The following is a 23,050-nucleotide window of genomic DNA, read 5'->3' on the forward strand; positions in this document are numbered from 1 at the left end:
CTGTTTTCAGCCCGCCGCTGCAATCAGTTCGCGGGTATAGTCGGTCTGGGCATTCTCGAACAGGTCTTCAGCCGCGCCCATTTCGATCACATCGCCATTCCGCATGACGATCACTTTGTGCGACATAGCCCGCACAACTTTCAAGTCGTGGCTGATGAACAGATAGGCCAGACCGTATTTCCGCTGCAGATCACGCAGCAGATCGACGATCTGCACCTGTACCGTCATGTCCAGTGCGCTGGTCGGTTCGTCCAGTACCAACAGTTTGGGGCGCAGGACCATTGCACGTGCAATCGCGATACGCTGACGTTGCCCGCCCGAGAATTCATGCGGATAGCGGTCCATCGCCGCCGGGTCGAGGCCCACTTCGGTCATCACTTCGGCGACCAGCTCGCGCGGGGCGCGGTGGGGGTCAACTTTGTGGATCGCCAGCCCCTCGGCAATGATTTGCTGGCAGGTCATCCGTGGGCTAAGGCTGCCGAACGGGTCCTGAAACACGATCTGCATGTCCTTGCGCAGCCGCCGCAACTGACGCGTGGACCAGCGGCGCACGTCCTGATCACGATAGGTGATGCCCCCCTCGGATGCGATCAACCGCATGATCGCCAAGGCAAGCGTCGTCTTGCCCGATCCGCTTTCGCCGACGATCCCCAGCGTTTCACCGGCGCGGACGCTGAGGGTCGCGTCATTCACTGCTTTCACATGACCAACGGTCCGCTTGAGAAACCCGCGCTGAATTGGGAACCAGACCTTCAGGTGATCGGTCCGGGCGACCTCTTCCGCGCTGGGTGAGACAGGATCAGGCTGACCCGAAGGTTCGGCCCCAAGCAGCTTGCGCGTATAAGGATGCTGTGGGTTGTCAAAAATCTCAGCCGTTGCGCCGGTTTCAACAATCTCACCGTCTTTCATCACGCAAACCCGGTCAGCAATCCGGCGCACGATTCCGAGGTCGTGGGTGATGAACAGCATCCCCATATTCTCGGATTTCTGCAACTCGGCCAGCAGCTCCAGAATCTGCGCCTGAATGGTCACATCCAATGCTGTAGTAGGCTCATCCGCAATCAGAATGTCCGGTTTGTTGGCCAACGCCATCGCGATCATGACACGCTGCCGCTGCCCGCCCGAGAGTTGATGCGGATAGCTGTCCAACCGCTCGCGCGGGTCACGAATACCGACCTTGGTCAGCAGTTCCACAATCCGCTCGCGCGCTGCATCGCCTTTCAACCCCTGGTGCAGAGCCAGCGACTCGGCCATCTGCTTCTGGATCGTGTGCAGCGGGTTCAGCGAAGTCATCGGCTCCTGAAATATAAAGCTGATGTCATTGCCGCGAACATCCATCAGCTTGTCCTGCGAGGCGCCGATCATCTCGTCGCCATCGTATTTGACGGAGCCCTCGACAATGGCGCTATCGCCCAGCAAGGACACTGTGGACAGGGCGGTGACGGATTTGCCCGAACCGGATTCACCCACCAAAGCGACGGTCTCACCCCGATCCACGGTGAAGGACACACCCTTGACCGCCGCGCTCACCTGTCCGTCTTGCTTGAACGAGACCTTGAGGTTGTTCACATCCAACAGGCTCATGAGAAGGTCTTTCTGGGATCAAACGCATCGCGGACGCCTTCGAAGATGAAGACCAGCAGCGACAGCATGATGGCAAAGGTGAAAAAGGCGGTGAAGGCCAGCCACGGGGCCTGCAGGTTCTGTTTCGCCTGCAAGGTAAGTTCCCCCAACGACGGGGCCGATGAGGGCAGGCCGAAGCCTAGGAAATCCAGCGAAGCCAAGCCGCCAATCGTGCCGGTCACGATAAACGGCATGAAAGTCAGCGTCGCTACCATCGCGTTGGGCAGCATGTGGCGGAACATGATGGTCATGTTGCCCACGCCCAGCGCCCGTGCCGCACGGACATATTCAAGATTACGCGCACGTAGGAACTCGGCCCGGACAACGCTCACTAACCCGGTCCAACTGAACAGGATCATCAGCGCCACCAATAGCCAGAAACTTCGTCCTAGAATGGCAAACATGATGATGATGACGTAGAGCGAGGGTGTGGCCGACCAGATTTCGATGATCCTTTGGAAAACAAGATCGAGCCAACCGCCAAAGAACCCCTGAATGGCACCCGCGAAGATACCGATCATGCTGGCGACACCGGTAACCATCAGCGTGAACAGGATCGACAGGCGGAAACCGTAGATTACTCGAGCCAGAACGTCACGTTTGGTGTCATCTGTACCCAGCAGGTTCTGACCATTGGGCGGCAGCGGCGCAGCCCCCGGACGATCCACGCTGGTATTGAAGGAATACGGAATCAGCGGCCAAATTGCCCAGCCCTTTTCATATCCTTCAGCCTCAAATGTTCCGGCCTTAATCTGATCAATGATGCCTTCGGGGTCGTCGAAGCACTCCTCAAGCCCGCCACTGTCGATCAGGCACTGAACCTCGGGGTCGCGATAGATCGCTTCGGTCTGGAAGTCGCCGCCGAACGCGGTCTCGGGGTAGAAGTTGAAGATCGGCGTGTAGAACTCCCCCCTGTATTGCACAAGGATCGGTTTGTCGTTCGCAATGAACTCGGCAAACAGCGACAGGCCGAACAGAACCGAGAAGATAATCAGCGACCAGAACGCCCGGCCGTTGCGGCGGAAGTTGCGCCAGCGGCGCTGGTTGAGTGGGGACAAGGCCATTTACCCCTCCCGCTTTTCGAAGTCGATGCGCGGGTCGACCAGCACATACATCAGGTCACTGATGATGCCGACAACCAGCCCCATCAGGCCGAAAATGAACAGCGTGCCGAAGATCACCGGATAATCGCGGGCCACGGCGGCCTCAAACCCCAGACGGCCCAAACCGTCCAGCGAGAAGATCGTCTCGATAATAATCGAGCTTCCGAAGAACACGCCAATAAACACCGCAGGGAATCCCGCGATGACGATCAGCATCGCGTTGCGGAAAACGTGACCATAGAGAACCTTGCTTTCGCTCAAACCTTTGGCGCGCGCTGTCATGACATACTGCTTCTTGATCTCATCCAGAAACGAGTTCTTGGTCAGCAGCGTCAGCGTCGCAAAGGCGGAAATCGTCAGGGCAATGACAGGCAGGGTGATGTGCCAGAAATAATCCGCGACCTTGCCAATCAGGCTGAGACTGTCCCAATTGTCCGAGGTCAGCCCCCGTAGCGGGAAGATCTGCCAGTATGAGCCACCGGCAAATAGGACAAGCAGCAGGATCGCAAAAAGAAAGCCGGGGATAGCATAGGCCACGATGATGGTGCCGCTGGTCCAGGTATCAAAGCGTGATCCATCCTTGACCGCCTTGCGAATGCCCAGCGGAATCGACACCAGATAGGCGATCAATGTCGACCACAGCCCCAGAGAGATCGACACAGGCATCTTCTCCAACACCAGATCAGTCACACTGATTGAGCGGAAATAGCTCTCACCAAAATCCAGCGTCAGGTAGTTGCCCATCATGTTGAGGAATCGTTCAACCGGAGGTTTGTCGAAGCCGAACTCTTTCTCAAGCTCTTCTATGAATTCGGGCGGCAGGCCACGCGCGCCGACGTAACGATCATTGGCGCCGCCGGTCTGCTGCTCGATGTCACTGCCGCCTCCGGCAATGCCTTCAAATACGTCACCGCCGCCTTCCATCTGGGCGATGATCTGTTCAATCGGCCCACCGGGGACGAACTGAACGAGTGTGAAGTTGACGATCATGATCCCAAGAAGGGTTGGGATGACCAGCAACAGGCGTCTTAGAATATATGCTCCCATGGGGGCGAATTACCTCAACGCGCCTGACGATTTCAACTCGGCTTCTTTCTCGGAGTTGATCCACCACAGGTCTTCCACGCCCAGCGCATAAGGCGGCAGATTTTCGGGGTATTCATACATATCCCAATAGGCCACCCAGTATTTGCCCAGATACCATGTGGGCACCATGATCCGCTTGGCGCGCAACACGCGGTCCAGTGCGCGGACATTGGCGAAAAGCTCTTCGCTTTCGGTCGCGGCAACTATGTTATCGATCAACGGCTCAATGTCTGGGCCATGCGCGCCCGACGGGTTGAACACGGAATATGACGCCGCCTCAGTCCCGTACTGCTGGTAAAGCCCCGTCGAGGGCTGCAGCGATTTCCGGTAACCGCCGTTTATCATGTCGAAATCCCGGTCGCGGCGACGCAGGGTGAACTGAGCGTTGTCGACGCGGTTGTAATTCGCATCAATACCCATGGCGCGCAGGTTGTCGACGAAAGGCTGAATGATCCGATCCAAAGTCGGCTGATCCGACAGAAACTCAATGGACAACACCTCACCCTTATCGTTCCGGCGGATACCGTCATCGCCGACCAACCAGCCTGCCTCATCCAACAGTTTCATGGCAGCGCGCAGGTTGCGGCGGTCGTTCTGGCGTGCGGGGCGGGACTCATGGGCACTCACGGGTTCTTCAGTCAGAACCGCGGGATCGACCGCATCACCCAAAGCCTGCAAAACCTCAAGCTCACGCCCTTCGGGCAAGCCCTTGGCTTCTAGATGCGTGCCTTCCCAGAACGAACTGCGTTGTTGGAACAACCCATATTGCAGGCTTTCATTGGTCCATTCGAAGTTGTAACCGAGCTGCACCGCCTCGCGGACACGGGGGTCTTGGAACTGCGGGCGGTCGAGATTCATGATGAAACCGGTCGCGGACGGCACGTTTCCATCTTCCAACTCGGCCCGGATCACATTGCCATTGGAAATCGCCGGAAAGTCATAGGCCGTGGCCCAGCTTTTCGAGTTATTTTCCTGCCGCAGAGTGAACGTCCCCGCCTTGAACCCTTCCATCGCCGCAATCGAGTCACTGAAATACTCGATCCGGATGGTGTCATAGTTGTTGCGGCCGACATTTACGTTGATGTCATCGCCCCAGTAATCGGGGTTGCGCTTGTACACGATGCGCCGGTTGATGTCGTAGCTGTCCAGCACATAGGGCGCTGAACCGATCCCCGGCACAAGGCGTGACTTGTCCAGACGCCGATTTTCTGGATCAGCCTCGAACCAGGCTTTGGAAAACACCGGCGTACCGCCCACCTGAGAAATCAGGGCCCGGCGTGGAATATCCGGCGCGAAATAGAATTTGACCCTATGTTCATCCAGCGCTTCGGCACGGGGGATTCGCTTGCGCACGGCGTCTGCGTAAGACTTAAGTCCCTGATCAAGCAGCAGGTTGTGGGAAAACACAACATCCTCGGCGGTCACCGGAGTACCGTCCGAGAAACGCGCCTCGGGGCGCATGTTAAAGATCACCCAATCCTGGCTTTCCGGGTATTCGAGGCTTTCGGCCAGCAGACCGTAATAAGATGCAGGCTCGTCATAAGATGGGAACAACAGAGATTCGTATTGATCCGCCGACCGTGCTCCGGCGCGACCCTGCCGTGTGAACGGGTTAAAGCTGTCGAACGTACCCTGCGCGCCGTAAGACAATTCGCCACCCTTTGGCGCATTCGGGTTCACATAGTCGAAATGAGCGAATCCTTCGGGGTATTTAAGATCGCCAAATTCCGAGAACCCGTGGCTTTTGATGATTTTCTCTTCGGCAAATAGCTGGGTCGCGGCCAAAAAAGCCAGAAAAAAACCCGCCATCAAAGCATGTATCGAGCCCCTGAAATCCAATGCGCGCGCCTGAACGGAAACTCTTTTGGATCTCATATTGCTTATCCCCTGCTTCGCCTGTGTCTTTAATCTTATACGCGCCAGCTAAATGACCAGCGCTGTCAGGTTCAAGTTTAGAATGCGTGAACGCTTTGTGAAGATGTTCTTAAGCAAAAATAAAGCCGCTGCACAGGGCAGCGGCTTTTGAATTCAGTGGCTGATCACGCGATCAGTTGCCGATAGTTTGCAGGTAAGCAATCAGATCGGCACGTTCCTGCGGTTTTTTCAGGCCGGCAAAGCTCATTGATGTACCCGAGATATAGGCGCTGGGGCGGGTCAGGAACGCGTCCAGTGCTTCGGGTGTCCAGTTGCCGCCATGCGCCTGCATCGAAGCCGAATATCCGGTGAAGCCTTTCGCCGACGCAACGGGGCGATCCACAATTGCGTACAGGTAGGGGCCAGTGCCATTTGCGCCGTCTTCCAGCTTGTGGCAGGCGGTGCATTTACGGAATACTTTTGCGCCCTTCTCAGGGTCCGCTGCGGCAAGCAGGTCTTCGAAGACCACCTCTTCGCCGTCTGCGCTTTCACCAGAGCTTTCGGTTTCGATAATGTAAGAGGCCGTCTCGCCATGCCCATCCGCATGGTAAAGAACCTCGGCACCCCATTTGGCCAGAAGCAGCACCAGGAAGGTGCCAAACAGGCCTGCGGCGGCCTTGGTAACTGTCATCGTGTCGAACATTGATCGCGAGTCCATTTCAGCTGTCTGCGGGGTGTCTAAGGCTTCCCCTTGCAAGAGGCAAGGTATAGACACCGCGACTAAACGCCCAATTCACGAACTTGTTGCACGGAATCGACCAAATGACCAATCGCATCGCATTTCAGGGAGAACCCGGCGCCTATAGTCACGAGGCCTGCCGCAATGCCCGCCCCGATATGGAGGCGCTGCCCTGCCGTACTTTCGAAGATGTGATCGAATCGGTTCGGTCGGGCGAGGCCGATCTGGCGATGTTGCCGGTCGAAAACACCACCTATGGCCGGGTGGCCGACATTCACCGTTTGCTGCCGCATAGCGGACTGCACATTATCGATGAGGCCTTTGTGCGCGTACATATCAACCTGTTGGCCGTACCGGGTGCGACACTGGATGATATCACCGAGGCGCATTCGCATCTGGTTCTGCTGCCGCAATGCGCAGGTTTCTTAAAAGAACACAACATCCGTGGCCGCGTCAGCCCCGACAACGCACGTGCCGCGCGCGAAGTTTCGGAACAAGGGTATCTGCATTCAGCTGCTCTGGCCAGTGAGCTGGCAGGGGAAATATATGGCCTGAACGTGCTGGCTCGTCATATCGAGGATCAAGACAACAACACGACCCGCTTTCTGGTCATGTCACGCGAGGCCGACCTGACCCGGCGCGGGCCGCATGGGATGATCACCAGCTTTGTCTTTCAGGTCCGCAATATTCCGGCGGCGCTGTACAAAGCGATGGGCGGCTTTGCCACCAATGGCATCAACATGACAAAATTGGAAAGCTACATGGTCGACGGCTCGTTCACCGCGACCCAGTTCTACGCCGATATCGTCGGTCATCCCGACGACCGAAGCGTGCAGTTGGCCATGGATGAACTAGAGCATTTCACCACCAATGTCGAAGTTCTGGGCGTATATCCGGCGGCTGAACCGCGTGGCTAACGGTTGAGAATGCGCTACTTGAATTGAATTTTCTGGCGCAAATGGGCCTCGATTCAATCAGGTGCCATGCAGATGACGCTCTTCCAGTTCGCGGGCAAATTCACTGAGCCGCACCTGAAACTGCCGCCGGAAACGGGCCTGACCCAGCCGCATTGATTGCAGCAACAGACGCGCTGGCAGAGATTTGGCGGCCAACGACATATCAATGCTCAGACGAGTGCGGCGCTGCGATAGCGCCAGAAACTCAACGGTCGTAACGCCGTTCATACCTTTGCTCGACGCTTCAAACCGCATATGCGAAGGCGGTTCACACTCGGCCATCTGGATCGCGACCTGACGCGGTTTGCCGCGCAGCTTGAATTCGGTTTCCCACTGCGTTCCCGGTACGACACCCATATGGCCTGACAACCGTCGCACCTCGATCCCGCGGCGTATGGCCATACGCTCGAAACGTTCAAAATCGGCAACCATTTCGAACACCGAATTGATGGGAGCTTCGATATCTTCGCGCGCTTTAAACTGCATGGCGGTTTGTCGCTCTGTTTCCTGTTAGGTCAGTATTTTGTCAGTCCAGCGTATCCGCAAGCCAGTTTCGCAGCAGGAAATGCGCAATGGCCCCTTTGCGGGCGGGCAGCAATTTTGGATGTTCCCCGGCAAAAGCCTGCAGCATTTCAGGTTTGCTAACCCACATCGCGTCTTCTATTTCCACCGGATCAATGGTGATCTCGCGCGACAGCGCCTCACCCGCACAACCAAACATCAGCGAAGCTGGAAAAGGCCAAGGCTGACTGGACAGATAGCTGACCGCCCCTACGGGCACGCCCGCCTCTTCCATCACTTCACGCCTCACCGCAGCCTCTAGTGTTTCACCGGGCTCTACGAAACCGGCCAGCAGCGAATACATCCCCTCGGGCCACCCCGGGGATCGACCAACCAGCACCGCATCTCCGTGTGTGATTAACATGATGACAACCGGGTCAGTCCGCGGAAAATGTTGACCTCCACACGCAGGACAACTGCGTTGCCATCCAGCTTGTGCAACCTCGCTGGCCGCACCGCAGCGCGCGCAGAACCGATGGGTTTCGTGCCATCCAATGACCGCTTTGGCCGCCGCCGCCAATTCCGCATCCCGTGCGGAGAGGCGGGTCATGATCCGGCGCAGCTCGGCAAACACATAGCCTTGGGGAAGGTCCGGGTGCTGCTGTTCGGACGGATCGATAAAGCCGCCGATCTGCGACATGTCCAGCCCTTCGGGCGACCAGCCCGAGATATCCAAAGCAAAAACCGGATCGCCGTCGGACAGCCCAAGAAACACGGGTTCTTCAACACTTCCGCCGGGGCCATTTTCAACCAGCCCGTGGGACATTGGAATAAGCCCAAGCTGATCCAGCCCCTCCCCCTGAACCAATGGCTTGCCACGCCAAAGCAGCAGACATGACGCTTGCAGGTGGGCACGCGCCTGCGCCAGCTGTTCCATATCCCCGCGAATATGCGCCGCACGATCCAGACCCGAGCTGCCAAATGTCACAAGTTCTGCGTGTTTCATAGAAAATCCTCTGGACGACGGCACAGGGCTGCCACGGCTTCACCGGCAGTGCAATGGGAATTCTAGATGCCCGAAAACCTGAGGCCGTCAAATGATCACAGGCCCGCGTTACAAGTTGCATTTGTTATACTTTTTGGAGAAAATGCTTAACATATAACTGCCAAAAGTAGAAGATTGTCACATTCCTCTCTCCCGTCGAACGCCTCGCTGAAGATCCGGATTCTAGCAACTTCCGATCTGCATATGAACCTTCGGGGATTCGACTACTATTCAGATAAGCCCGACCCAACGATCGGTTTCAGCCGCACAGCCACCCTGATCCGTGACGCGCGAAGCGAAGCTGAGGCGGACGGCGCAATCACCCTGCTGTTCGACAACGGAGATTCGCTGCAAGGTACACCCGTCGGAGAATGGGCAGTCGAGCCGACAAATACCCCGCATATCCTGATGCGCGCCTTCAATGTGCTCGGCTATGATGCCGTCGGCCTCGGGAATCATGATTTCAGCTTTGGACTGGATGCTTTGGATGGCGTGACCGCTGATGCGACCTGCCCGGTGATTTGCAGCAACGCGCGCCGCCTGGATACGAGGTCCGCTTGGCAGGATCAGACCATTTTGACCCGGACAACCAATCAGTTCGGCCGACACGTATCGTTAAAGATCGGCGTGTTTTCGGTGCTACCGCCTCAGACCGCAAAATGGGAAACGCAGCGGCTGAAGAGCAGAGTCGTTATGGATGACATTCTGTCATGCGCCCAACAACAGGTGCGGGACTTGTTGGCACAAGATTGTGATCTGATCCTTGCTTTGGCGCATACGGGACTTGGATCCGCCACCCCTCAACCGGGTCTGGAAAACGCGATCATCCCTCTTGCGGCGATTGATGGTATCGACGCTCTGATCGCAGGGCATTCACACCTTACTCTGCCGGGTCAGGCGCATGATGGATTGGACCATGTCGACGCCAGTTCGGGCCGGGTGCACGGAAAACCCGTAGTCATGCCCGGCGCAGCGGGGTCGAATCTGGGTGTGATTGACCTGACGCTACACCGCGAGGACACCGGACAGTGGAAAGTTCACGACCACAAATCCGAGTTGCGACCCATCTGCCCAACGGCAACGGGAAGCATGCCCACACCGGTCGCAGAAGACCCTGAATTAGTATGCCTTTTTTCCGAGGCGCATTCGGAAACACGCCGTCGTGCGGCACAACCCGTAGGTCATAGCGACCATCCTCTCCACAGTTATTTTAGCTTTTGCGCCCCGGACCGTGGACTTACCTTGGCCGCAGCAGCCCAAGCCGCTGCCCTGCGTCCCTATCTGCACGGCACAAGCCTTGCCGAGTTACCCCTTTTGTCAGCGGTAGCGCCTTCAAGATTCGGAGGCAGGGCTGGCCCCAGGCACTACACGGACGTTCCCTCTGGCCAACTGTGTTTGCGCCATGTCAACGATCTGTATGTTTTCCCTAATGAATTACAGGCGGTGGTGGTGACTGCCGAGCAGATCAGCGATTGGTTGGAAATGTCCGCCGGGGTTTTCAACCAGATCTCGCCCGGGCAGCAAGACGAACTGATTGCCTTGGACCGGGCGGGGCATAACTTTGATGTCTTGTTGGGGCTTACCTACCAGATCGACCTGTCGCAGCCCCCGCGTTTCAAGGCCAGCGGACGCCTGATCAACCCGGCGCATCGACGAATTCGCAATATTCACTTCGAAGGTCGGCGGTTGTTGCCCAATCAGCACTTTGTTGTCGCGTTGAACAATTACCGCGCCAATGGGGGCGGTCATTTCCCCTTTGTCGAACAGGCAGAACCCATTGCGCTGCCCATGCTACCGATCCAGAGCATCTTGCGGGATTACCTGTCCGGCGATCTGCCACAAGACCCGCTGCAGCACGCCCCGCGCCCCTTTCACCTGATGTCTCAGCCCGGCTCAAAGGCGTTGCTGCGCACCGGACCAATGGCCCAAGCGCATCTGGAAGAGTTGGCAGAATACAACCCACAAGTGGTCGGTAAAGACGATGAAGGTTTTCTACTGATCCGCTTGACGCTCTGACGGCTTGTCTTTTCCCCGGTCATTGCCTATATCGACCGATGAGAGGTTGGCGCGGGCGAGCGCCTCGCCAACCTGGTCAGGTCCGGAAGGAAGCAGCCACAACGAGCCCCGCTTGGGTCGATGTCCAACCTCTCACTTCAATTCCCCAACATATTCGCACCAAACGGGCCAGTAGATTAGTCGATTAACCGTGGCCAGACGGCCGCGCTGCGACGCGCGAATGCGCCGATATGGCCAACCTTGGACAAGCCAAACTCAGTCGGTGACAGCAGATGGCGACGTGCATTGGGCCCATAAAGATCAGCCAGTCGCCAAACCGCTTTTGGCGGAACAACGTCGTCATCCTCAAAAGTAAACAAATCCACTGGCGTATCCATTTGCGTCCAGCGCGCGTCGGGCAAAGTAACGCCGATTTCGGGCAGGTAGTTGCGCGGCGCGGTACACCAACTGCGCCATTGCCAATAGACGCTAGCGGGCAAGTCTGCCCCGAACCCCAACGCCTTGCCGGGCAAATATCCCAGAGCTTTGACGGCCAAGGGTGCCTGGCCGTACCAAAACAGCAAAGCCAATGCTCTGTAGGGCCAGGGATGATCTGACACTGTAACCGGGCCGGAACAGACACAGATCATACGGTCGATTTGGTCGATATCAGGTTGAATCGGCCCCAGCATCCCGCCGACGGAATGGCCGATGCTCCACTGTTGCGCGTTGGGGAACCTCCGCCGCATCTCGGCCCGAGCGGCGGGCATGTCGATCAATGCCCAATCCGCCATCGTGGCGTGTGAATTCTTGAGCGGCCCCTCAAGCGAATGACCAAAATCTCGATAGTCATAAGTCAAGCAGGCCATGCCACGATCGGCAGCGAGCCAGCGGGCGAAATGCTGGTAGTAATCCCGCGGTACGCCGGTCGCGCCATGGATGATCACAGCGGTCTGGGGCTCATTCATCGGCAGGTACAACCGAGCTGACAAATTGGTCGAACCTGATTGAAACAGAAAGTCCTCGGTCAATACGGCCTTTGCGTTGTCCAGCATGTCGCCCTCAATCTGAACTAATCAGTTCACCCTTTCAAACCGCACGGATCACCCCTTCAAGTCAATCCCGTTTCAGCATGACCAAACGTCCGCTCGGCCATGGTCAAAGGCCGCTTGACTCAAACCACCCGAACCAATTAGCGATGACGTGATGGTTCCCGCCCCCGGTTTCGGGGCGGGATGAAAAGGGAACACGGTGCGGTTCTGCTTGGCTATGCCGGAACGAACCAAAGCCGCGACTGCCCCCGCAACTGTAAGCGGTGAGCAATGCCGAAACACCACTGGCCACAAGGCTGGGAAGGTAGGCAAAGCAATGACCCGCAAGTCAGGAGACCTGCCATCGAACGAAAAACCGAAACTCGGGCGGGGTGTCCGGGCAGGTTGTCAGCACGCTGTCACACCTGATCCATGCCCCTCGTCCCACGCGCGGAGGGCGCAAGATGATCTGGAAGACAAGGACACACCAATTCACCGCAACGGTCTGCCAACGCACCGGAGGAAACTGCCCGGCACTAGCGCAGATGGCGCGCGCTGTTGTACAGGCGATGGACGCCGCCGCCCTTGCAACGACCCCTGAGTTTGAGTTCAACGGCAGTAGCGACCTGACCCATTGCGCCGAAGGCTGCACCGCACGGTTCCGAGCGCAAAAGGATCAGATTCGGGTCTTTTGTGGCACAAGCTATGATGCGTCACTCGAATCGCTGGACGACTACGCGGATATGTTGTTCGGCCCTGACATGGTCATGCGCCCTGCGGGAATGTTGGCCGCGCTGCCCTGCGCCATGCTAGAGGTCACGGCGATTCCCTCCAAGCCGGTAGCCCAGACAGAACAACAGCTCGCGCTATAGACTAGCCGCTTGTCTGCGGAAGGCTGGCCCAATCCATTTGGCCATCGGTCTCGACGGCGCAGGGCCGCACTGCTCGCAAACGGTTCAACGCCTTCTCTGGGGATTCGCCATGCTCGACCATAAGGCGTAGAGCAATCATCCCGGACCGGCCACAGCCGCCCCGACAATGCACCAGCACCCGCCCCTCGCGGGACAGAATGCGCGTGGCAGCTGCGCTGACCTTAGACCAGGCGGCATCTGTCGCTGTGGACGGCGCTCCGAAATCCGCAACCGGCAAATGTGCCCATTCGATATTGTGCGCCCGCAGGTCATCACCAAAACCGCCTGTGCCCTCCTGCTGCATTTCAAACTCGGTGGTCATCGAGATCACAAGAGTCGGCTGCCAGTCGCGAATGACGCCCATATCCCGCGCATACCAGCCACCGCGCCCCGGCAGCGGCGACAGGGCAACGGTGCCATTTCCCACGCGTACAGCGTAAATTGCAAACTGGCTCACTCCGGGTCCTCCTCAGACACAGCTTGTAAGATGCGCAATCTGCCCTGCAAACCGAAATTCACCCAAGCCTGCTGTGGACGCGGGGCGCAGGGGTCTCTACGCTGCATCGGAACCCGAATCCGACAGAGCAGACATGAACGACACGCCCAGCCCCGCCTATCAGGTTCTTGCCCGTAAATACCGTCCGGAAACCTTTGCCGACCTCGTTGGCCAGGACGCGATGGTTCGCACGCTTAAAAACGCATTCGAGGCTGACAGGATCGCTCAGGCTTTCATCATGACCGGTATCCGCGGCACCGGCAAAACCACCACGGCGCGGATCATCGCCAAAGGCATGAACTGCATTGGGCCGGACGGCGAGGGCAAGCCAACGACCGAACCCTGCGGCCAGTGCGAGCATTGCGTGGCGATCATGGAAGGCCGCCATGTCGACGTGATGGAAATGGACGCCGCCAGCCGGACCGGTGTGAATGATATTCGCGAGATCATCGACAGCGTCCGCTATCGCGCCGCCAGCGCGCGCTACAAGATTTATATCATCGACGAGGTTCACATGCTCTCGACCAGCGCCTTCAACGCGCTGCTCAAGACGCTTGAAGAACCGCCCGAGCACGTGAAGTTCATCTTCGCCACCACCGAGATTCGCAAAGTGCCGGTTACGGTGTTGTCGCGTTGTCAGCGGTTCGACCTGCGCCGGATCGAGCCTGAGGACATGATCGGCCTGCTCAGAAAAATTGCAGCCGCCGAAAATGCTCAGATCGCGGATGACGCGCTGGCACTGATCACCCGCGCAGCGGAAGGTTCGGCGCGGGATGCGACCTCGCTGCTGGATCAGGCGATCTCGCACGGGGCTGGGGAAACCAGCGCGGATCAGGTGCGCGCGATGCTGGGCCTGGCCGATCGTGGTCGGGTGCTGGACCTTATGGACATGATCCTGCGCGGCGACGCTGCGGGAGCGCTGACCGAACTGGGCGGGCAATATGCCGAAGGCGCCGATCCGCTGGCTGTGCTGCGCGATCTGGCCGAAATCACCCATTGGGTATCGGTTGTCAAAATCACGCCGGATGCTGCCGACGACCCCACCGTATCCCCGGACGAACGCGCGCGGGGTATGCAAATGGCCGAAGCCCTGCCGATGCGTGTACTGACCCGCATGTGGCAGATGCTGCTGAAAGCGCTGGAAGAGGTCTCCGCCGCACCGAACGCTATGATGGCGGCTGAGATGGCGGTGATCCGCCTGACCCATGTGGCCGACCTGCCCAGCCCGGAAGAGCTGATCAAGCGGTTGCAGGACACTCCGCCACCTCCAAATGGCGGGCCCGGTGGTGGGATACCGACACCATCTCATGCGGCCGTTCAACCTCAGGCAACAGTGACGTCTGCTTATGCAGCCCCCGCCAGCGGCGGGTCCGGCGGGCCAAGCGCCGCTTTGGCACAGGATGCGCAAGCGGCTCTGGCACGCTATCCAACCTTCGACCATGTGGTCGAACTGATCCGCGCAAACCGGGATGGCGTTCTGCTGGACGAGGTCAAACGATCCTTGAGGCTGGTTGCCTATCAACCCGGTCGCATCGAGTTCCAGCCGACCGAGCGTGCCTCCGGCCAACTGGCTCAGCGTCTGGGCTCTGCGCTGCAACGCTGGACAGGCAACCGCTGGGCCGTGACCGTCGTCAATGAAGGCGGTGGCGAGACGATCTATGAAAGAGAAAACGCGGCAGATGAGGCGTTGAAGGCCCAGGCCCGAGAGCACCCTCTGGTGCAGGCAGTTCTGGCCCAATTTCCGAAAGCGCGGATCACAAACATAGAAACACCGGAACAACGCGCCGCTAAAGTCGAAACCGAAGCCCTGCCCGAAGTCGAAGACGAATGGGACCCGTTCGAAGAGGAGTGAGCCTCTCTTGGGTAACTCGAAACCCTCCCGCGCCCGCCACGGGCGATCGGAAGGAAAGGTTTTGCCAAAGACCTAGACGACAGGCCGGGGCCCCTCGACCCTTGTGCCGCGCGCATGCCGACCGTATTTAGGCGGCAAATAGATTTACAGGAGAATACTGATGCTAAAAGGACTCGGCGGTCTGGGCGACATGGCCAAGATGATGAAATCCGCACAGGATTTGCAGACCAAAATGACCGACATGCAGGAAGAGCTGAACAACCTGATGGTTGTTGGCGAATCCGGTGCTGGCCTCGTAAAGGCCACCGCCACCGCCAAAGGTGAGCTGAAAGGTCTGGACATCGACCCGTCGATCTTCAACGGCGACGATAAGGAAGTTGTCGAGGATCTGATCCTAGCTGCCATCAAGGACGCACAGACCAAAGCGGCCGAGCGCTCTCAGGCCGAGATGGCAAAACTGACCGAAAGCATGGGCCTGCCCGCAGACATCAAGCTGCCGTTCTGATAGGCATTCCTGACGAACACCAGGCCGGGCACCCCTGCCCGGCCCCTTTGCAGGAGCCCGGGCCGTGAGTTCGAATAGCGATATCGACAATCTGATCGACCTGATGGCCAAGCTGCCGGGCCTCGGCCCCCGCTCGGCCCGCCGCGCGGTACTGCACCTGATCCGCAAGCGCGCCCTGTTGCTGACTCCCTTGTCGGACGCGATGCAACAAGTCGCCATTACCGCCCGCGAATGCCTGAATTGCGGCAATGTGGGCACCACTGATATCTGTGACATCTGCGACAGCGAGGCCCGCGCGACCGGAGAGCTATGTGTGGTCGAAGACGTCGCCGACCTCTGGGCGATGGAGCGCGCGGGCGTGTTCAAAGGTCGCTATCACGTTCTGGGTGGCACATTGTCTGCTCTGGACGGCGTCGGCCCGGACGATCTGCGCATTCCCCGTCTCAAAGATCGGGTCGTGGCTGAGGGCATTACCGAGATCATCCTCGCCCTGAACGCCACTGTCGATGGTCAGACCACCGCCCATTACATCGCCGATCAGTTGGAGGGGCAGGTCCGCCTGACCTCGCTGGCGCAAGGTGTTCCGATTGGGGGCGAGCTGGATTATCTGGATGACGGGACGATCACGGCGGCGTTGCGGGCGCGGAAGGAGTTATAGACGCATAGTTTTAATGCTATATTGTCATTTTGTTTGTTTTATTACTATCGGAAATAACTTGGTATTTGATTTATGTACCTAAGCGAACTTTCTATAGAATTCTTTGTGAATTTGCTGTTCGCAGTACCGGCCGTCGCGGTAATCTTCGGGTATTTTCAGAAACTAAAATGGCTCAAGACTGCGGTAGGGTTGCAGGCTGTTGTGATGGTGATCAGCCTTGCCGCGATGTACATCGAAATAGAAACAGGTCGGTGTCGGAATTGCACCGGAATGGAGGGGCTAACGTTCCTCGTCTTACCGGGTTTTTTCTTGGCTTCGGCAGGAGCTAGCTTTAGCGTCTATGCTATCGTTCGCTGGATTGCCAATCTTTGGCACAGCAACCATGTCGACACTTCCCGATGATTACGTTTAGTCCATAGAGGTGTAGTCTGCCGAGCCCGAGTTCAGTAACCTACAAGAAACCAAAAATTCACAAATCACATTCTGGGAAATTTTAATGAACCGCATTCTCGCCCTCATCCTCACCGCCTTCACCGCAACCGCCGCCCTGTCGCAGGAACTCATCGACAAAGGCTTTGTCGACGGCTGGAACATCATGATGGACCCCGCGCTCGGCAACGGGTGCCTGATCCAGACGGTGTATCAGGACCTCTCGGTGGTGCGGCTGGGTTATGACGCGCTGAACAATCGCGGATATTTCGCCGTCTACAACAAGGCCTGGGGCGACATCAAACAAGGCGAGAGCTACCCGATCAGGTTCGAACTGGACGGCAAAAGCTTTGATGCCACCGCCATCGGGTTCAATCAGGGCCGTGTGCCCGGGGCGACTGTGTTTTTTACCGACCGAAGTTTCGTCGCCGCCATTGCGCAGAACAAGACCATGACCGTCTATAACCCGGCAGGTGAGGTGGTGATGGCGATTGATCTGAAAGGTACCGCCAAGGCGCTGGAATATGCACGAGACTGCCAGAGCGGTGAACTCTAGCGAATCGGGTCGAACAGCGCGTCCTTGGCTGTGCAGTCGCGTATCACATCCCGGCCGCATGGGACGGGTTCAAGATCAAGGGTCAGGCACAAGCGGACTTCTTCGATATAACCCTGGTTGCAAGTGACCGTGATCATGTCGCGTTCAAGGTTGGGATTGGCCTTTAGGAACGCCTCTTCGACGACAGATGCCGGAAGTTTGACCTGCGCATCCAGCTTGCGAAATATCGCCGGGCGCGTGATGCCTTGGTAGGCACGCCGCGACAGGGCATAGTAGTCTGCTGCTGAAAGTCCTGAACAGGTGCCGTGCTTTTTCCACTGGTGCCACGCCAAACCAGATGAACCCTGAATATCCGTCATTTCACGTGTCATGGCACGCGACGGAGGTGCCTCGGGCGTGCGGCAGAAAGCAGGCCAGCCCTGATGAAATTGCGGCCACAACCCGTGCAGAATCCAACCATGATCGTGCCGCGCGTCGCATTGGTCCGACCCGCGCGCATCGCCTTCGCGCGCGCACCAGTTGGGTGACCAACTAAGCGACAGGACGTAGTAGTCGAATTCGCCGGCCTTCTCTCCGTCGGCCTGCACGGCCAATGCACCAAACACCCACAGAACCAGCCCTAAAACCCGCCGCAGCATTCGCCTCTTCCCTTCTTGCCTTGCCGCGACTATATAGGCCCCAAGTTCCCCGACAACGGAAACCTGCCCCAAGACAACGGGGCCGCCGAATTCCGGCGACGGGACAGATGTATTTATAGGAGACGGGCTGATGGCAAAACCGCTTATGGCCAAGGCAACAGCCGTATGGCTGGTGGACAACACCACGATCAGCTTCAAGCAGATCGCGGATTTCGTAGGCATGCACGAATTGGAAGTGCAGGGCATCGCAGACGGCGATGTGGCCGCTGGCGTCAAAGGGTTTGACCCGATCGCCAACAACCAGCTGACCCAGGACGAGATCGACACGGCGCAGAACAACCCGCTGCACAAGCTGAAGCTCAAGTTCAACCCGGCCGCCTCAGGCGAAGAAAAGCGCCGTGGTCCGCGTTACACGCCGCTGTCCAAGCGTCAGGACCGTCCGAATTCGATCCTGTGGCTGGTCAAGTTCCACCCCGAACTTAGCGACGGCCAGATCGCCAAGCTGGTGGGCACCACCAAGCCGACCATTCAGTCGATCCGCGAGCGGACGCACTGGAACATCTCGAACATGCAGCCGATCGATCCGGTTGCCCTGGGCCTGTGCAAACAGTCCGAACTGGACGCGATCGTGCAGAAGGCTGCTGCCAAGAAAGCGGCCGAAGGTGGCGTCATGAGCGATGACGAGCGTCGCAAGCTGGTTTCGACCGAACAGTCGCTGGAAATGGACGCTGCGCCTAAGATTCCAACTGCCATTGAAGGCCTGGAAACCTTCTCGCTGTCCGACGAACCGACAGAAGAGAAAGACGAAGAGCCGATCATCGACGCCGACAGCTTCTTCAACCTGCCCAAGGGCGGGGCCGAGGATGAAGACGAAGACGATCTGCGTCCTTAATGCTTAGTGAGCCCCGGTCCGAACGGACCGGGGTTTTTTCGCAGGTAATCCATGCTGACCATCCTTTCCAATATCTTTGGCCCGCACCGCGCCGTATCAATCTATGCGTTTCTGAAAACCTGGGGTTTGCTGGTGGTCGCCATTGTTGGCACCATTACGATCGCAACCGCGCTACTGGTGCTTAACGACAATGGTTCGCACGAGCATGACTCGTACCTGACCGTCTCGGTTCTGTCGGCAACTCCGGTGAACGGAGATCTAAAATACGGCGTCCTTGCTTCGGTGCAGTTGCCCGATGGCTCGACCACTTCTATTAACGAGCCCAAAGAGCATATCGCCCGAACCGTCGGCACCACAGCCTGCGTGGAAAAACGTATCTTCGAAGACAGCGGAGAGGCACGATATAGGTTCAAACTGCCAAGCCTCTGCGAGGCCAGCCAATAAGCAAAACCGCCCGGAAGTTCTTCCGGGCGGTTTTTCCTTCAGATCATTTGAAACAGGATGCCGGACATGATCGCTCCGGTGATCCCCAACCCCAGATAGGTGGCAAAGACCTTCGGCTTGACCAGCGACCAGACCGCCGCCATGGCCGGGATCGAGCTGACGGCCCCTGCCACCATGAACGACATCGCCGCGCCAGCACTCATCCCCTGTTCTGTCAGCCCTGCCAGAAGTGGCGGCGCAACGTAGGAGTTCAGATAGGCAGGCATCCCGACCAGCGCCGCGATCACGATAGGTACGATACCTTCTCCCCCCACCACACGGGCGATCAGATCGGCAGGAACATAGCTGACCAGAAGCGCCTCAAGCACATAGGCCAATGCCAACCATTTCAGCAGGAATAACCCGTTGTGAGCAAACTCGGACCGGAACCGCTGACGACGCTGGGGCTCCTGCCAGAACCTCCAGACGGGTTTGTCATCTTGCTTTGGTCCACACCCACAGCAGCTAGCCGGTTTGTACTCGCGCAGAGGCTCGGCAAACGCACCAGAACAAGTCAGACCCCGAACGACAAAGCCTCCGAATAGCCCCAGTGCAACTGCGGCTACGGCCTTGCCGATCGCAAAGGGCCACCCCAAAGCACCAGCCGTGATCAACAAAGTCGGAGGGTCAATCAAAGGGGAACTCAGCCAGAACGCCATTACGGCAGACAAAGGCGCACCCAAGGCGAGCAATCCGGCAATGAACGGAATGACTTCGCAAGAACAGAACGGAGCCAGCCCACCAAACAGTGCGGCCAACAGGATCATCCGTGTCTCGCGCCCTTCAAAGGCACGCGCCACCATCACCTCGGCTCCGGTCGCCTTGAGGTAGGATAGCAGCAAAACGGCAAACAGGATGTACTGGCCGGTATGGATCAGCGCCTTGCCAGCAAATGTCACGACCTCATCCCAGTTACCGGGGTCCAGAACGGCCACGACGGCAAGGATCGCCGCGATCAATGCCCATGGGGTTTTAACCAGGTCAAGCACTTTCACAGACACTTTGGGATTTTGCGTCAGCTCAGCCATCGTTTGCGGCCTTTCCCACTTCGTCGACGCAGCATTCGGCAAGAATGAACTGCGCCAGATTTCTCAACTCGTCATAGCAGGCACGGTTGATCGTGCTGCGCCCGACTTTCTCTTGTTCGACCACCCCACCCGCAGCCAAAAACCTCAGGTGGTGGGCCAGGGTTGACGGGGCGATCCCCGTTCGCTCCTGAATTTCGCCAACTGTTAGCCCTGCCTGACCAGCTCGGACCAAAGTTTTCAGAACCTTCAGCCGGGCCTCGGACCCCATGGCCGAAAATCCTGCTGCAGCGGCTTCCCACATCTCTTAACTCCATTAACCTAGTTTTCTAGTTATTTAGTTTATTATTTTTCGCAGATCAAGCGCTCAGTTACAAAATCTCGGAATTTTCGTAAGTCCAGATTGCCCCCGAAATAAGTCCAAACTATAAAGCCCTATGGCAATATCGGTTGACACATTCTTTTTGGAACTCAACGGGCAAGGCACCCTGCAGGCGCAGATTCAGCAGATGATTGCAGAGGGCATTCTGTCCGGTCGTTTTCACGTAGGTGAAAAGCTGCCCTCTTCGCGCAAACTGGCGGCGCATCTGGGAATCAGTCGTATAACTGTGACGCTTGCGTACACGGAACTGCTGGCCAACGACTACCTCACTGCAAAGGGGCGATCGGGCTATTTCGTATCGCAAAACGCGCCTGTGCCGCCAAAATACTCTCCAGTTCAACGCGGCACTGAGACGGTCAATTGGGACAAGGCACTGGCCCGCCGATTCTCGGGCGGGAACATGCTGTCAAAACCTGCCGACTGGCGCGACTACCGCTACCCTTTCATATACGGGCAGGCCGATCGCACTCTGTTCGACCACGCCAATTGGCGCCTCTGCGCTGTGCGTGCACTGGGCCACAAGGATTTCGATTCCCTGACCGGTGATTACGTCGATCAGGATGATCCGCTGCTGGTCGAATTCATCGCTCGCCATACCCTGCCGCGCCGGGGCATTGCAGCTCGTCCCGAAGAGATTTTGATCACCATGGGGGCTCAGAATGCGCTTTGGCTGGCATCGCGCGTGCTGCTAACCCACAACCGGACCGCCGTGATTGAAGACCCGTGCTACTACGCCCTGCGCTGCTTGTTGGAGCAATGGGACTGTAACGTCACTGCCTTGCCAGTCGATCGTGACGGCCTGACCCCCGATGCGCTGCCAGATGAAACCGACGTCATCTTTACAACGCCCAGCCACCAAAGCCCGACAACCGCAACCATGCCTGTCGAGCGCCGAACCCAGTTGCTTAAACGGGCGCATGAGTTGGATGCGATGGTGGTCGAGGATGATTACGAGTTCGAAATGGCTTTTCTGGGGGCCCCCTCACCAGCGCTCAAGTCGATGGACCGCGATGGTCGCGTGATCTATATTGGCAGCTTCTCAAAATCCCTCTTTCCGGGTCTGCGGTTGGGATACATCGTTGGATCAGAACCCTTTATCCGCGAGGCGCGTGCGCTGCGCTCGTTGGTGCTGCGCCACCCGCCGGGACACATTCAGCGCACAGCCGCATATTTCCTATCGCTTGGTCACTACGACGCCCAAATCAGGCGCATGTCGAAGGCCCTGGCGCAGCGGCGAGAGGCGCTGGATGAGGCGGTGGAACAACACGGTCTGACGGTGGCCGGACGTGGCATCATGGGGGGGTCATCGCTGTGGATGTCGGCCCCCGAGCATGTCGACACGGCCCAGTTGGCGTACAGCCTGCAGGAACAAAGCGTCCATATCGAACATGGTGCTCCATTCTTTTCGGGGTCACATCAACCGCGAAACTTTTATCGCCTCGGCTATTCCTCGATCCAGCAGGATCGTATCAAACCGGGGATCAAACTGATCGCTGATGCAATCCGCGCCAGATAGCACCTAACTGGACCTAAATCGCCTCTTGTTCTGGCCCTAACGCCACTCTGCCCCATGGTTCACAACCGTATGCAAAGGCAGAGTGAAGGGCTCTGCTATTCCAAACAGACGCGGAGATCACACCAATGAAGATGACGACGGAAGAGGCCTTTGTTAAGGTTCTGCAGATGCATGGTATCGAACATGCGTTTGGGATTATCGGGTCTGCGATGATGCCGATTTCGGATCTGTTCCCGAAGGCCGGTATCATGTTCTGGGACTGCGCGCATGAGGGCAGCGCCGGGATGATGGCGGATGGCTATACCCGCGCCACCGGCAAGATGTCGATGATGATCGCGCAGAACGGCCCCGGTATCACCAACTTCGTGACCGCCGTTAAGACCGCCTATTGGAACCACACCCCGCTGCTGCTGGTCACGCCGCAGGCGGCGAACAAGACCATCGGTCAGGGCGGTTTCCAGGAAGTCGAGCAGATGAAACTGTTCGAGGACATGGTTGCCTATCAGGAAGAGGTCCGCGACCCGTCTCGCGTTTGCGAGGTTCTGAACCGCGTGATCATGCAGGCCAAACGCGCCAGTGCCCCGGCTCAGCTGAACATCCCGCGCGACATGTGGACTCAGGTGATCGACGTCGACCTGCCTGCGGTTGTTGAATTCGAGCGGCCCTCGGGTGGCGAAAGTGCCGTGGCACAGGCGGCCGAGCTGCTGTCGAACGCCAAGAACCCGGTGATCCTGAACGGTGCCGGTGTGGTTCTGGCCGAAGGCGGCATCGACG

The 23,050-nt window shown here is 57.9% G+C and carries 23 protein-coding genes, 1 other RNA gene and 1 riboswitch; of the genes, 12 read left to right on the forward strand and 12 right to left on the reverse strand.

Features of this window, described 5'->3' with window-relative positions:
* Positions 1-6: 6 nt before the first annotated feature.
* The 5 genes from ACR0D7_RS17290 to ACR0D7_RS17310 form a co-directional block, all read right to left on the reverse strand.
* The gene (locus ACR0D7_RS17290; protein WP_480680138.1) at positions 7-1,584 is read right to left on the reverse strand and encodes an ABC transporter ATP-binding protein; all 1,578 of its coding nucleotides are present in this window, start codon (positions 1,582-1,584) and stop codon (positions 7-9) included.
* Positions 1,581-2,687 (reverse strand): ABC transporter permease, encoded by a 1,107-nt coding sequence (locus ACR0D7_RS17295; protein ID WP_480680139.1) that lies wholly within the window; start codon positions 2,685-2,687, stop codon positions 1,581-1,583. Before ACR0D7_RS17295 ends, ACR0D7_RS17290 begins: the two co-directional genes overlap by 4 nt.
* On the reverse strand, positions 2,688-3,773 hold the full coding sequence (locus ACR0D7_RS17300; protein ID WP_170387668.1) for a microcin C ABC transporter permease YejB: 1,086 nt from the start codon (positions 3,771-3,773) through the stop codon (positions 2,688-2,690).
* 9 nt (positions 3,774-3,782) lie between these two features.
* Complete coding sequence (locus tag ACR0D7_RS17305; protein WP_480680140.1) at positions 3,783-5,687, reverse strand: extracellular solute-binding protein; 1,905 nt, start codon at positions 5,685-5,687, stop codon at positions 3,783-3,785.
* Between the two features lie 172 nt (positions 5,688-5,859).
* Positions 5,860-6,369 carry a c-type cytochrome gene (locus tag ACR0D7_RS17310; protein WP_170387708.1) on the reverse strand — a complete coding sequence of 170 codons (510 nt, stop codon included), beginning with the start codon at positions 6,367-6,369 and terminating at the stop codon, positions 5,860-5,862.
* A gap of 119 nt (positions 6,370-6,488) precedes the next feature.
* Between ACR0D7_RS17310 and ACR0D7_RS17315 the strand changes: the two genes are divergently transcribed.
* On the forward strand, positions 6,489-7,322 hold the full coding sequence (locus ACR0D7_RS17315; protein ID WP_480680141.1) for a prephenate dehydratase: 834 nt from the start codon (positions 6,489-6,491) through the stop codon (positions 7,320-7,322).
* Between the two features lie 57 nt (positions 7,323-7,379).
* On the opposite strand, the gene ACR0D7_RS17320 is transcribed toward ACR0D7_RS17315, so the two are convergent.
* Entirely contained in the window at positions 7,380-7,847 is a 468-nt protein-coding gene (locus ACR0D7_RS17320) for an SRPBCC family protein (protein ID WP_170387674.1), read from the reverse strand.
* Between the two features lie 40 nt (positions 7,848-7,887).
* Positions 7,888-8,868: an NAD(+) diphosphatase gene (gene nudC, locus ACR0D7_RS17325; RefSeq protein WP_480680142.1), complete on the reverse strand. Its 981-nt coding sequence runs from the start codon at positions 8,866-8,868 to the stop codon at positions 7,888-7,890.
* Positions 8,869-9,042: 174 nt separating this feature from the next.
* Between nudC and ACR0D7_RS17330 the strand changes: the two genes are divergently transcribed.
* The gene (locus tag ACR0D7_RS17330; protein WP_480680143.1) at positions 9,043-10,923 is read left to right on the forward strand and encodes a bifunctional 2',3'-cyclic-nucleotide 2'-phosphodiesterase/3'-nucleotidase; all 1,881 of its coding nucleotides are present in this window, start codon (positions 9,043-9,045) and stop codon (positions 10,921-10,923) included.
* Between the two features lie 39 nt (positions 10,924-10,962).
* An RNA gene (gene ffs, locus ACR0D7_RS17335) (signal recognition particle sRNA small type) lies at positions 10,963-11,061 on the forward strand.
* A 38-nt stretch (positions 11,062-11,099) separates the two neighbouring features.
* On the opposite strand, the gene ACR0D7_RS17340 is transcribed toward ffs, so the two are convergent.
* Positions 11,100-11,957: an alpha/beta hydrolase family protein gene (locus tag ACR0D7_RS17340; protein ID WP_480680144.1), complete on the reverse strand. Its 858-nt coding sequence runs from the start codon at positions 11,955-11,957 to the stop codon at positions 11,100-11,102.
* 135 nt (positions 11,958-12,092) lie between these two features.
* Positions 12,093-12,313, forward strand: a riboswitch (cobalamin riboswitch).
* Between the two features lie 84 nt (positions 12,314-12,397).
* Between ACR0D7_RS17340 and ACR0D7_RS17345 the strand changes: the two genes are divergently transcribed.
* Positions 12,398-12,805: a hypothetical protein gene (locus ACR0D7_RS17345; RefSeq protein WP_480680145.1), complete on the forward strand. Its 408-nt coding sequence runs from the start codon at positions 12,398-12,400 to the stop codon at positions 12,803-12,805.
* Between the two features lies 1 nt (position 12,806).
* Here ACR0D7_RS17345 and ACR0D7_RS17350 read toward each other — a convergent pair whose 3' ends face one another.
* Complete coding sequence (locus tag ACR0D7_RS17350) at positions 12,807-13,301, reverse strand: protein-tyrosine phosphatase family protein (RefSeq protein ID WP_480680146.1); 495 nt, start codon at positions 13,299-13,301, stop codon at positions 12,807-12,809.
* A gap of 133 nt (positions 13,302-13,434) precedes the next feature.
* Between ACR0D7_RS17350 and ACR0D7_RS17355 the strand changes: the two genes are divergently transcribed.
* The 4 genes from ACR0D7_RS17355 (at position 13,435) to ACR0D7_RS17370 (ending at position 17,340) form a co-directional block, all read left to right on the forward strand.
* Positions 13,435-15,192, forward strand: a complete 1,758-nt coding sequence (locus ACR0D7_RS17355) for a DNA polymerase III subunit gamma/tau (RefSeq protein ID WP_480680147.1) — start codon at positions 13,435-13,437, stop codon at positions 15,190-15,192.
* A 160-nt stretch (positions 15,193-15,352) separates the two neighbouring features.
* Entirely contained in the window at positions 15,353-15,697 is a 345-nt protein-coding gene (locus tag ACR0D7_RS17360) for a YbaB/EbfC family nucleoid-associated protein (protein ID WP_170387688.1), read from the forward strand.
* 64 nt (positions 15,698-15,761) lie between these two features.
* Positions 15,762-16,355 carry a recombination mediator RecR gene (recR, locus tag ACR0D7_RS17365; protein WP_480680148.1) on the forward strand — a complete coding sequence of 198 codons (594 nt, stop codon included), beginning with the start codon at positions 15,762-15,764 and terminating at the stop codon, positions 16,353-16,355.
* A 496-nt stretch (positions 16,356-16,851) separates the two neighbouring features.
* Positions 16,852-17,340 carry a hypothetical protein gene (locus ACR0D7_RS17370; RefSeq protein WP_480680149.1) on the forward strand — a complete coding sequence of 163 codons (489 nt, stop codon included), beginning with the start codon at positions 16,852-16,854 and terminating at the stop codon, positions 17,338-17,340.
* Here ACR0D7_RS17370 and ACR0D7_RS17375 read toward each other — a convergent pair.
* A complete protein-coding gene (locus tag ACR0D7_RS17375) occupies positions 17,337-17,978 on the reverse strand; it encodes a ribonuclease T2 family protein (protein ID WP_480680150.1) in 642 nt (213 codons plus the stop codon). The two genes, ACR0D7_RS17370 and ACR0D7_RS17375, sit on opposite strands and share 4 nt — an antisense overlap.
* Positions 17,979-18,108: 130 nt before the next feature.
* On the opposite strand from ACR0D7_RS17375, the gene ACR0D7_RS17380 reads away from it, so the two are divergent.
* Positions 18,109-18,870 (forward strand): DUF1013 domain-containing protein, encoded by a 762-nt coding sequence (locus ACR0D7_RS17380; RefSeq protein WP_170575750.1) that lies wholly within the window; start codon positions 18,109-18,111, stop codon positions 18,868-18,870.
* A gap of 51 nt (positions 18,871-18,921) precedes the next feature.
* Entirely contained in the window at positions 18,922-19,314 is a 393-nt protein-coding gene (locus ACR0D7_RS17385; RefSeq protein ID WP_480680151.1) for a hypothetical protein, read from the forward strand.
* A gap of 38 nt (positions 19,315-19,352) precedes the next feature.
* Here the strand turns inward: ACR0D7_RS17385 and ACR0D7_RS17390 are convergent, their stop codons facing one another.
* Together ACR0D7_RS17390 and ACR0D7_RS17395 are read right to left on the reverse strand one after the other, a co-directional pair.
* On the reverse strand, positions 19,353-20,381 hold the full coding sequence (locus ACR0D7_RS17390) for a permease (protein WP_480680152.1): 1,029 nt from the start codon (positions 20,379-20,381) through the stop codon (positions 19,353-19,355).
* Positions 20,374-20,682, reverse strand: coding sequence for an ArsR/SmtB family transcription factor (locus ACR0D7_RS17395; protein WP_170387702.1), 309 nt, complete (start codon positions 20,680-20,682; stop codon positions 20,374-20,376). Before ACR0D7_RS17395 ends, ACR0D7_RS17390 begins: the two co-directional genes overlap by 8 nt.
* A 133-nt stretch (positions 20,683-20,815) precedes the next feature.
* Here ACR0D7_RS17395 and pdxR point away from each other — a divergent pair, with 133 nt between their 5' ends.
* Both pdxR and ACR0D7_RS17405 read left to right on the forward strand, forming a co-directional pair.
* Positions 20,816-22,276, forward strand: a complete 1,461-nt coding sequence (gene pdxR / locus ACR0D7_RS17400) for a MocR-like pyridoxine biosynthesis transcription factor PdxR (RefSeq protein ID WP_480680153.1) — start codon at positions 20,816-20,818, stop codon at positions 22,274-22,276.
* Positions 22,277-22,401: 125 nt separating this feature from the next.
* Positions 22,402-23,050, forward strand: a 649-nt coding sequence (locus ACR0D7_RS17405; RefSeq protein WP_480680154.1) for a thiamine pyrophosphate-binding protein, incomplete at its 3' end; no start/stop codon positions are given.

This window comes from Ruegeria sp. BB7, assembly GCF_056539365.1.

What these genes read in the sequence shown, in the direction of transcription:
- ACR0D7_RS17290 (WP_480680138.1), bottom strand. Translation starts at nt 1,584, where the DNA reads ATGAGCCTGTTGGATGTGAACAACCTCAAGGTCTCGTTCAAGCAAGAC.
- ACR0D7_RS17295 (WP_480680139.1), bottom strand. Translation starts at nt 2,687, where the DNA reads ATGGCCTTGTCCCCACTCAACCAGCGCCGCTGGCGCAACTTCCGCCGC.
- ACR0D7_RS17300 (WP_170387668.1), bottom strand. Translation starts at nt 3,773, where the DNA reads ATGGGAGCATATATTCTAAGACGCCTGTTGCTGGTCATCCCAACCCTT.
- ACR0D7_RS17305 (WP_480680140.1), bottom strand. Translation starts at nt 5,687, where the DNA reads ATGAGATCCAAAAGAGTTTCCGTTCAGGCGCGCGCATTGGATTTCAGG.
- ACR0D7_RS17310 (WP_170387708.1), bottom strand. Translation starts at nt 6,369, where the DNA reads ATGTTCGACACGATGACAGTTACCAAGGCCGCCGCAGGCCTGTTTGGC.
- ACR0D7_RS17315 (WP_480680141.1), top strand. Translation starts at nt 6,489, where the DNA reads ATGACCAATCGCATCGCATTTCAGGGAGAACCCGGCGCCTATAGTCAC.
- ACR0D7_RS17320 (WP_170387674.1), bottom strand. Translation starts at nt 7,847, where the DNA reads ATGCAGTTTAAAGCGCGCGAAGATATCGAAGCTCCCATCAATTCGGTG.
- nudC (WP_480680142.1), bottom strand. Translation starts at nt 8,868, where the DNA reads ATGAAACACGCAGAACTTGTGACATTTGGCAGCTCGGGTCTGGATCGT.
- ACR0D7_RS17340 (WP_480680144.1), bottom strand. Translation starts at nt 11,957, where the DNA reads ATGCTGGACAACGCAAAGGCCGTATTGACCGAGGACTTTCTGTTTCAA.
- ACR0D7_RS17345 (WP_480680145.1), top strand. Translation starts at nt 12,398, where the DNA reads ATGATCTGGAAGACAAGGACACACCAATTCACCGCAACGGTCTGCCAA.
- ACR0D7_RS17355 (WP_480680147.1), top strand. Translation starts at nt 13,435, where the DNA reads ATGAACGACACGCCCAGCCCCGCCTATCAGGTTCTTGCCCGTAAATAC.
- ACR0D7_RS17360 (WP_170387688.1), top strand. Translation starts at nt 15,353, where the DNA reads ATGCTAAAAGGACTCGGCGGTCTGGGCGACATGGCCAAGATGATGAAA.
- ACR0D7_RS17370 (WP_480680149.1), top strand. Translation starts at nt 16,852, where the DNA reads ATGAACCGCATTCTCGCCCTCATCCTCACCGCCTTCACCGCAACCGCC.
- ACR0D7_RS17375 (WP_480680150.1), bottom strand. Translation starts at nt 17,978, where the DNA reads ATGCTGCGGCGGGTTTTAGGGCTGGTTCTGTGGGTGTTTGGTGCATTG.
- ACR0D7_RS17380 (WP_170575750.1), top strand. Translation starts at nt 18,109, where the DNA reads ATGGCAAAACCGCTTATGGCCAAGGCAACAGCCGTATGGCTGGTGGAC.
- ACR0D7_RS17385 (WP_480680151.1), top strand. Translation starts at nt 18,922, where the DNA reads ATGCTGACCATCCTTTCCAATATCTTTGGCCCGCACCGCGCCGTATCA.
- ACR0D7_RS17390 (WP_480680152.1), bottom strand. Translation starts at nt 20,381, where the DNA reads ATGGCTGAGCTGACGCAAAATCCCAAAGTGTCTGTGAAAGTGCTTGAC.
- ACR0D7_RS17395 (WP_170387702.1), bottom strand. Translation starts at nt 20,682, where the DNA reads ATGTGGGAAGCCGCTGCAGCAGGATTTTCGGCCATGGGGTCCGAGGCC.
- pdxR (WP_480680153.1), top strand. Translation starts at nt 20,816, where the DNA reads ATGGCAATATCGGTTGACACATTCTTTTTGGAACTCAACGGGCAAGGC.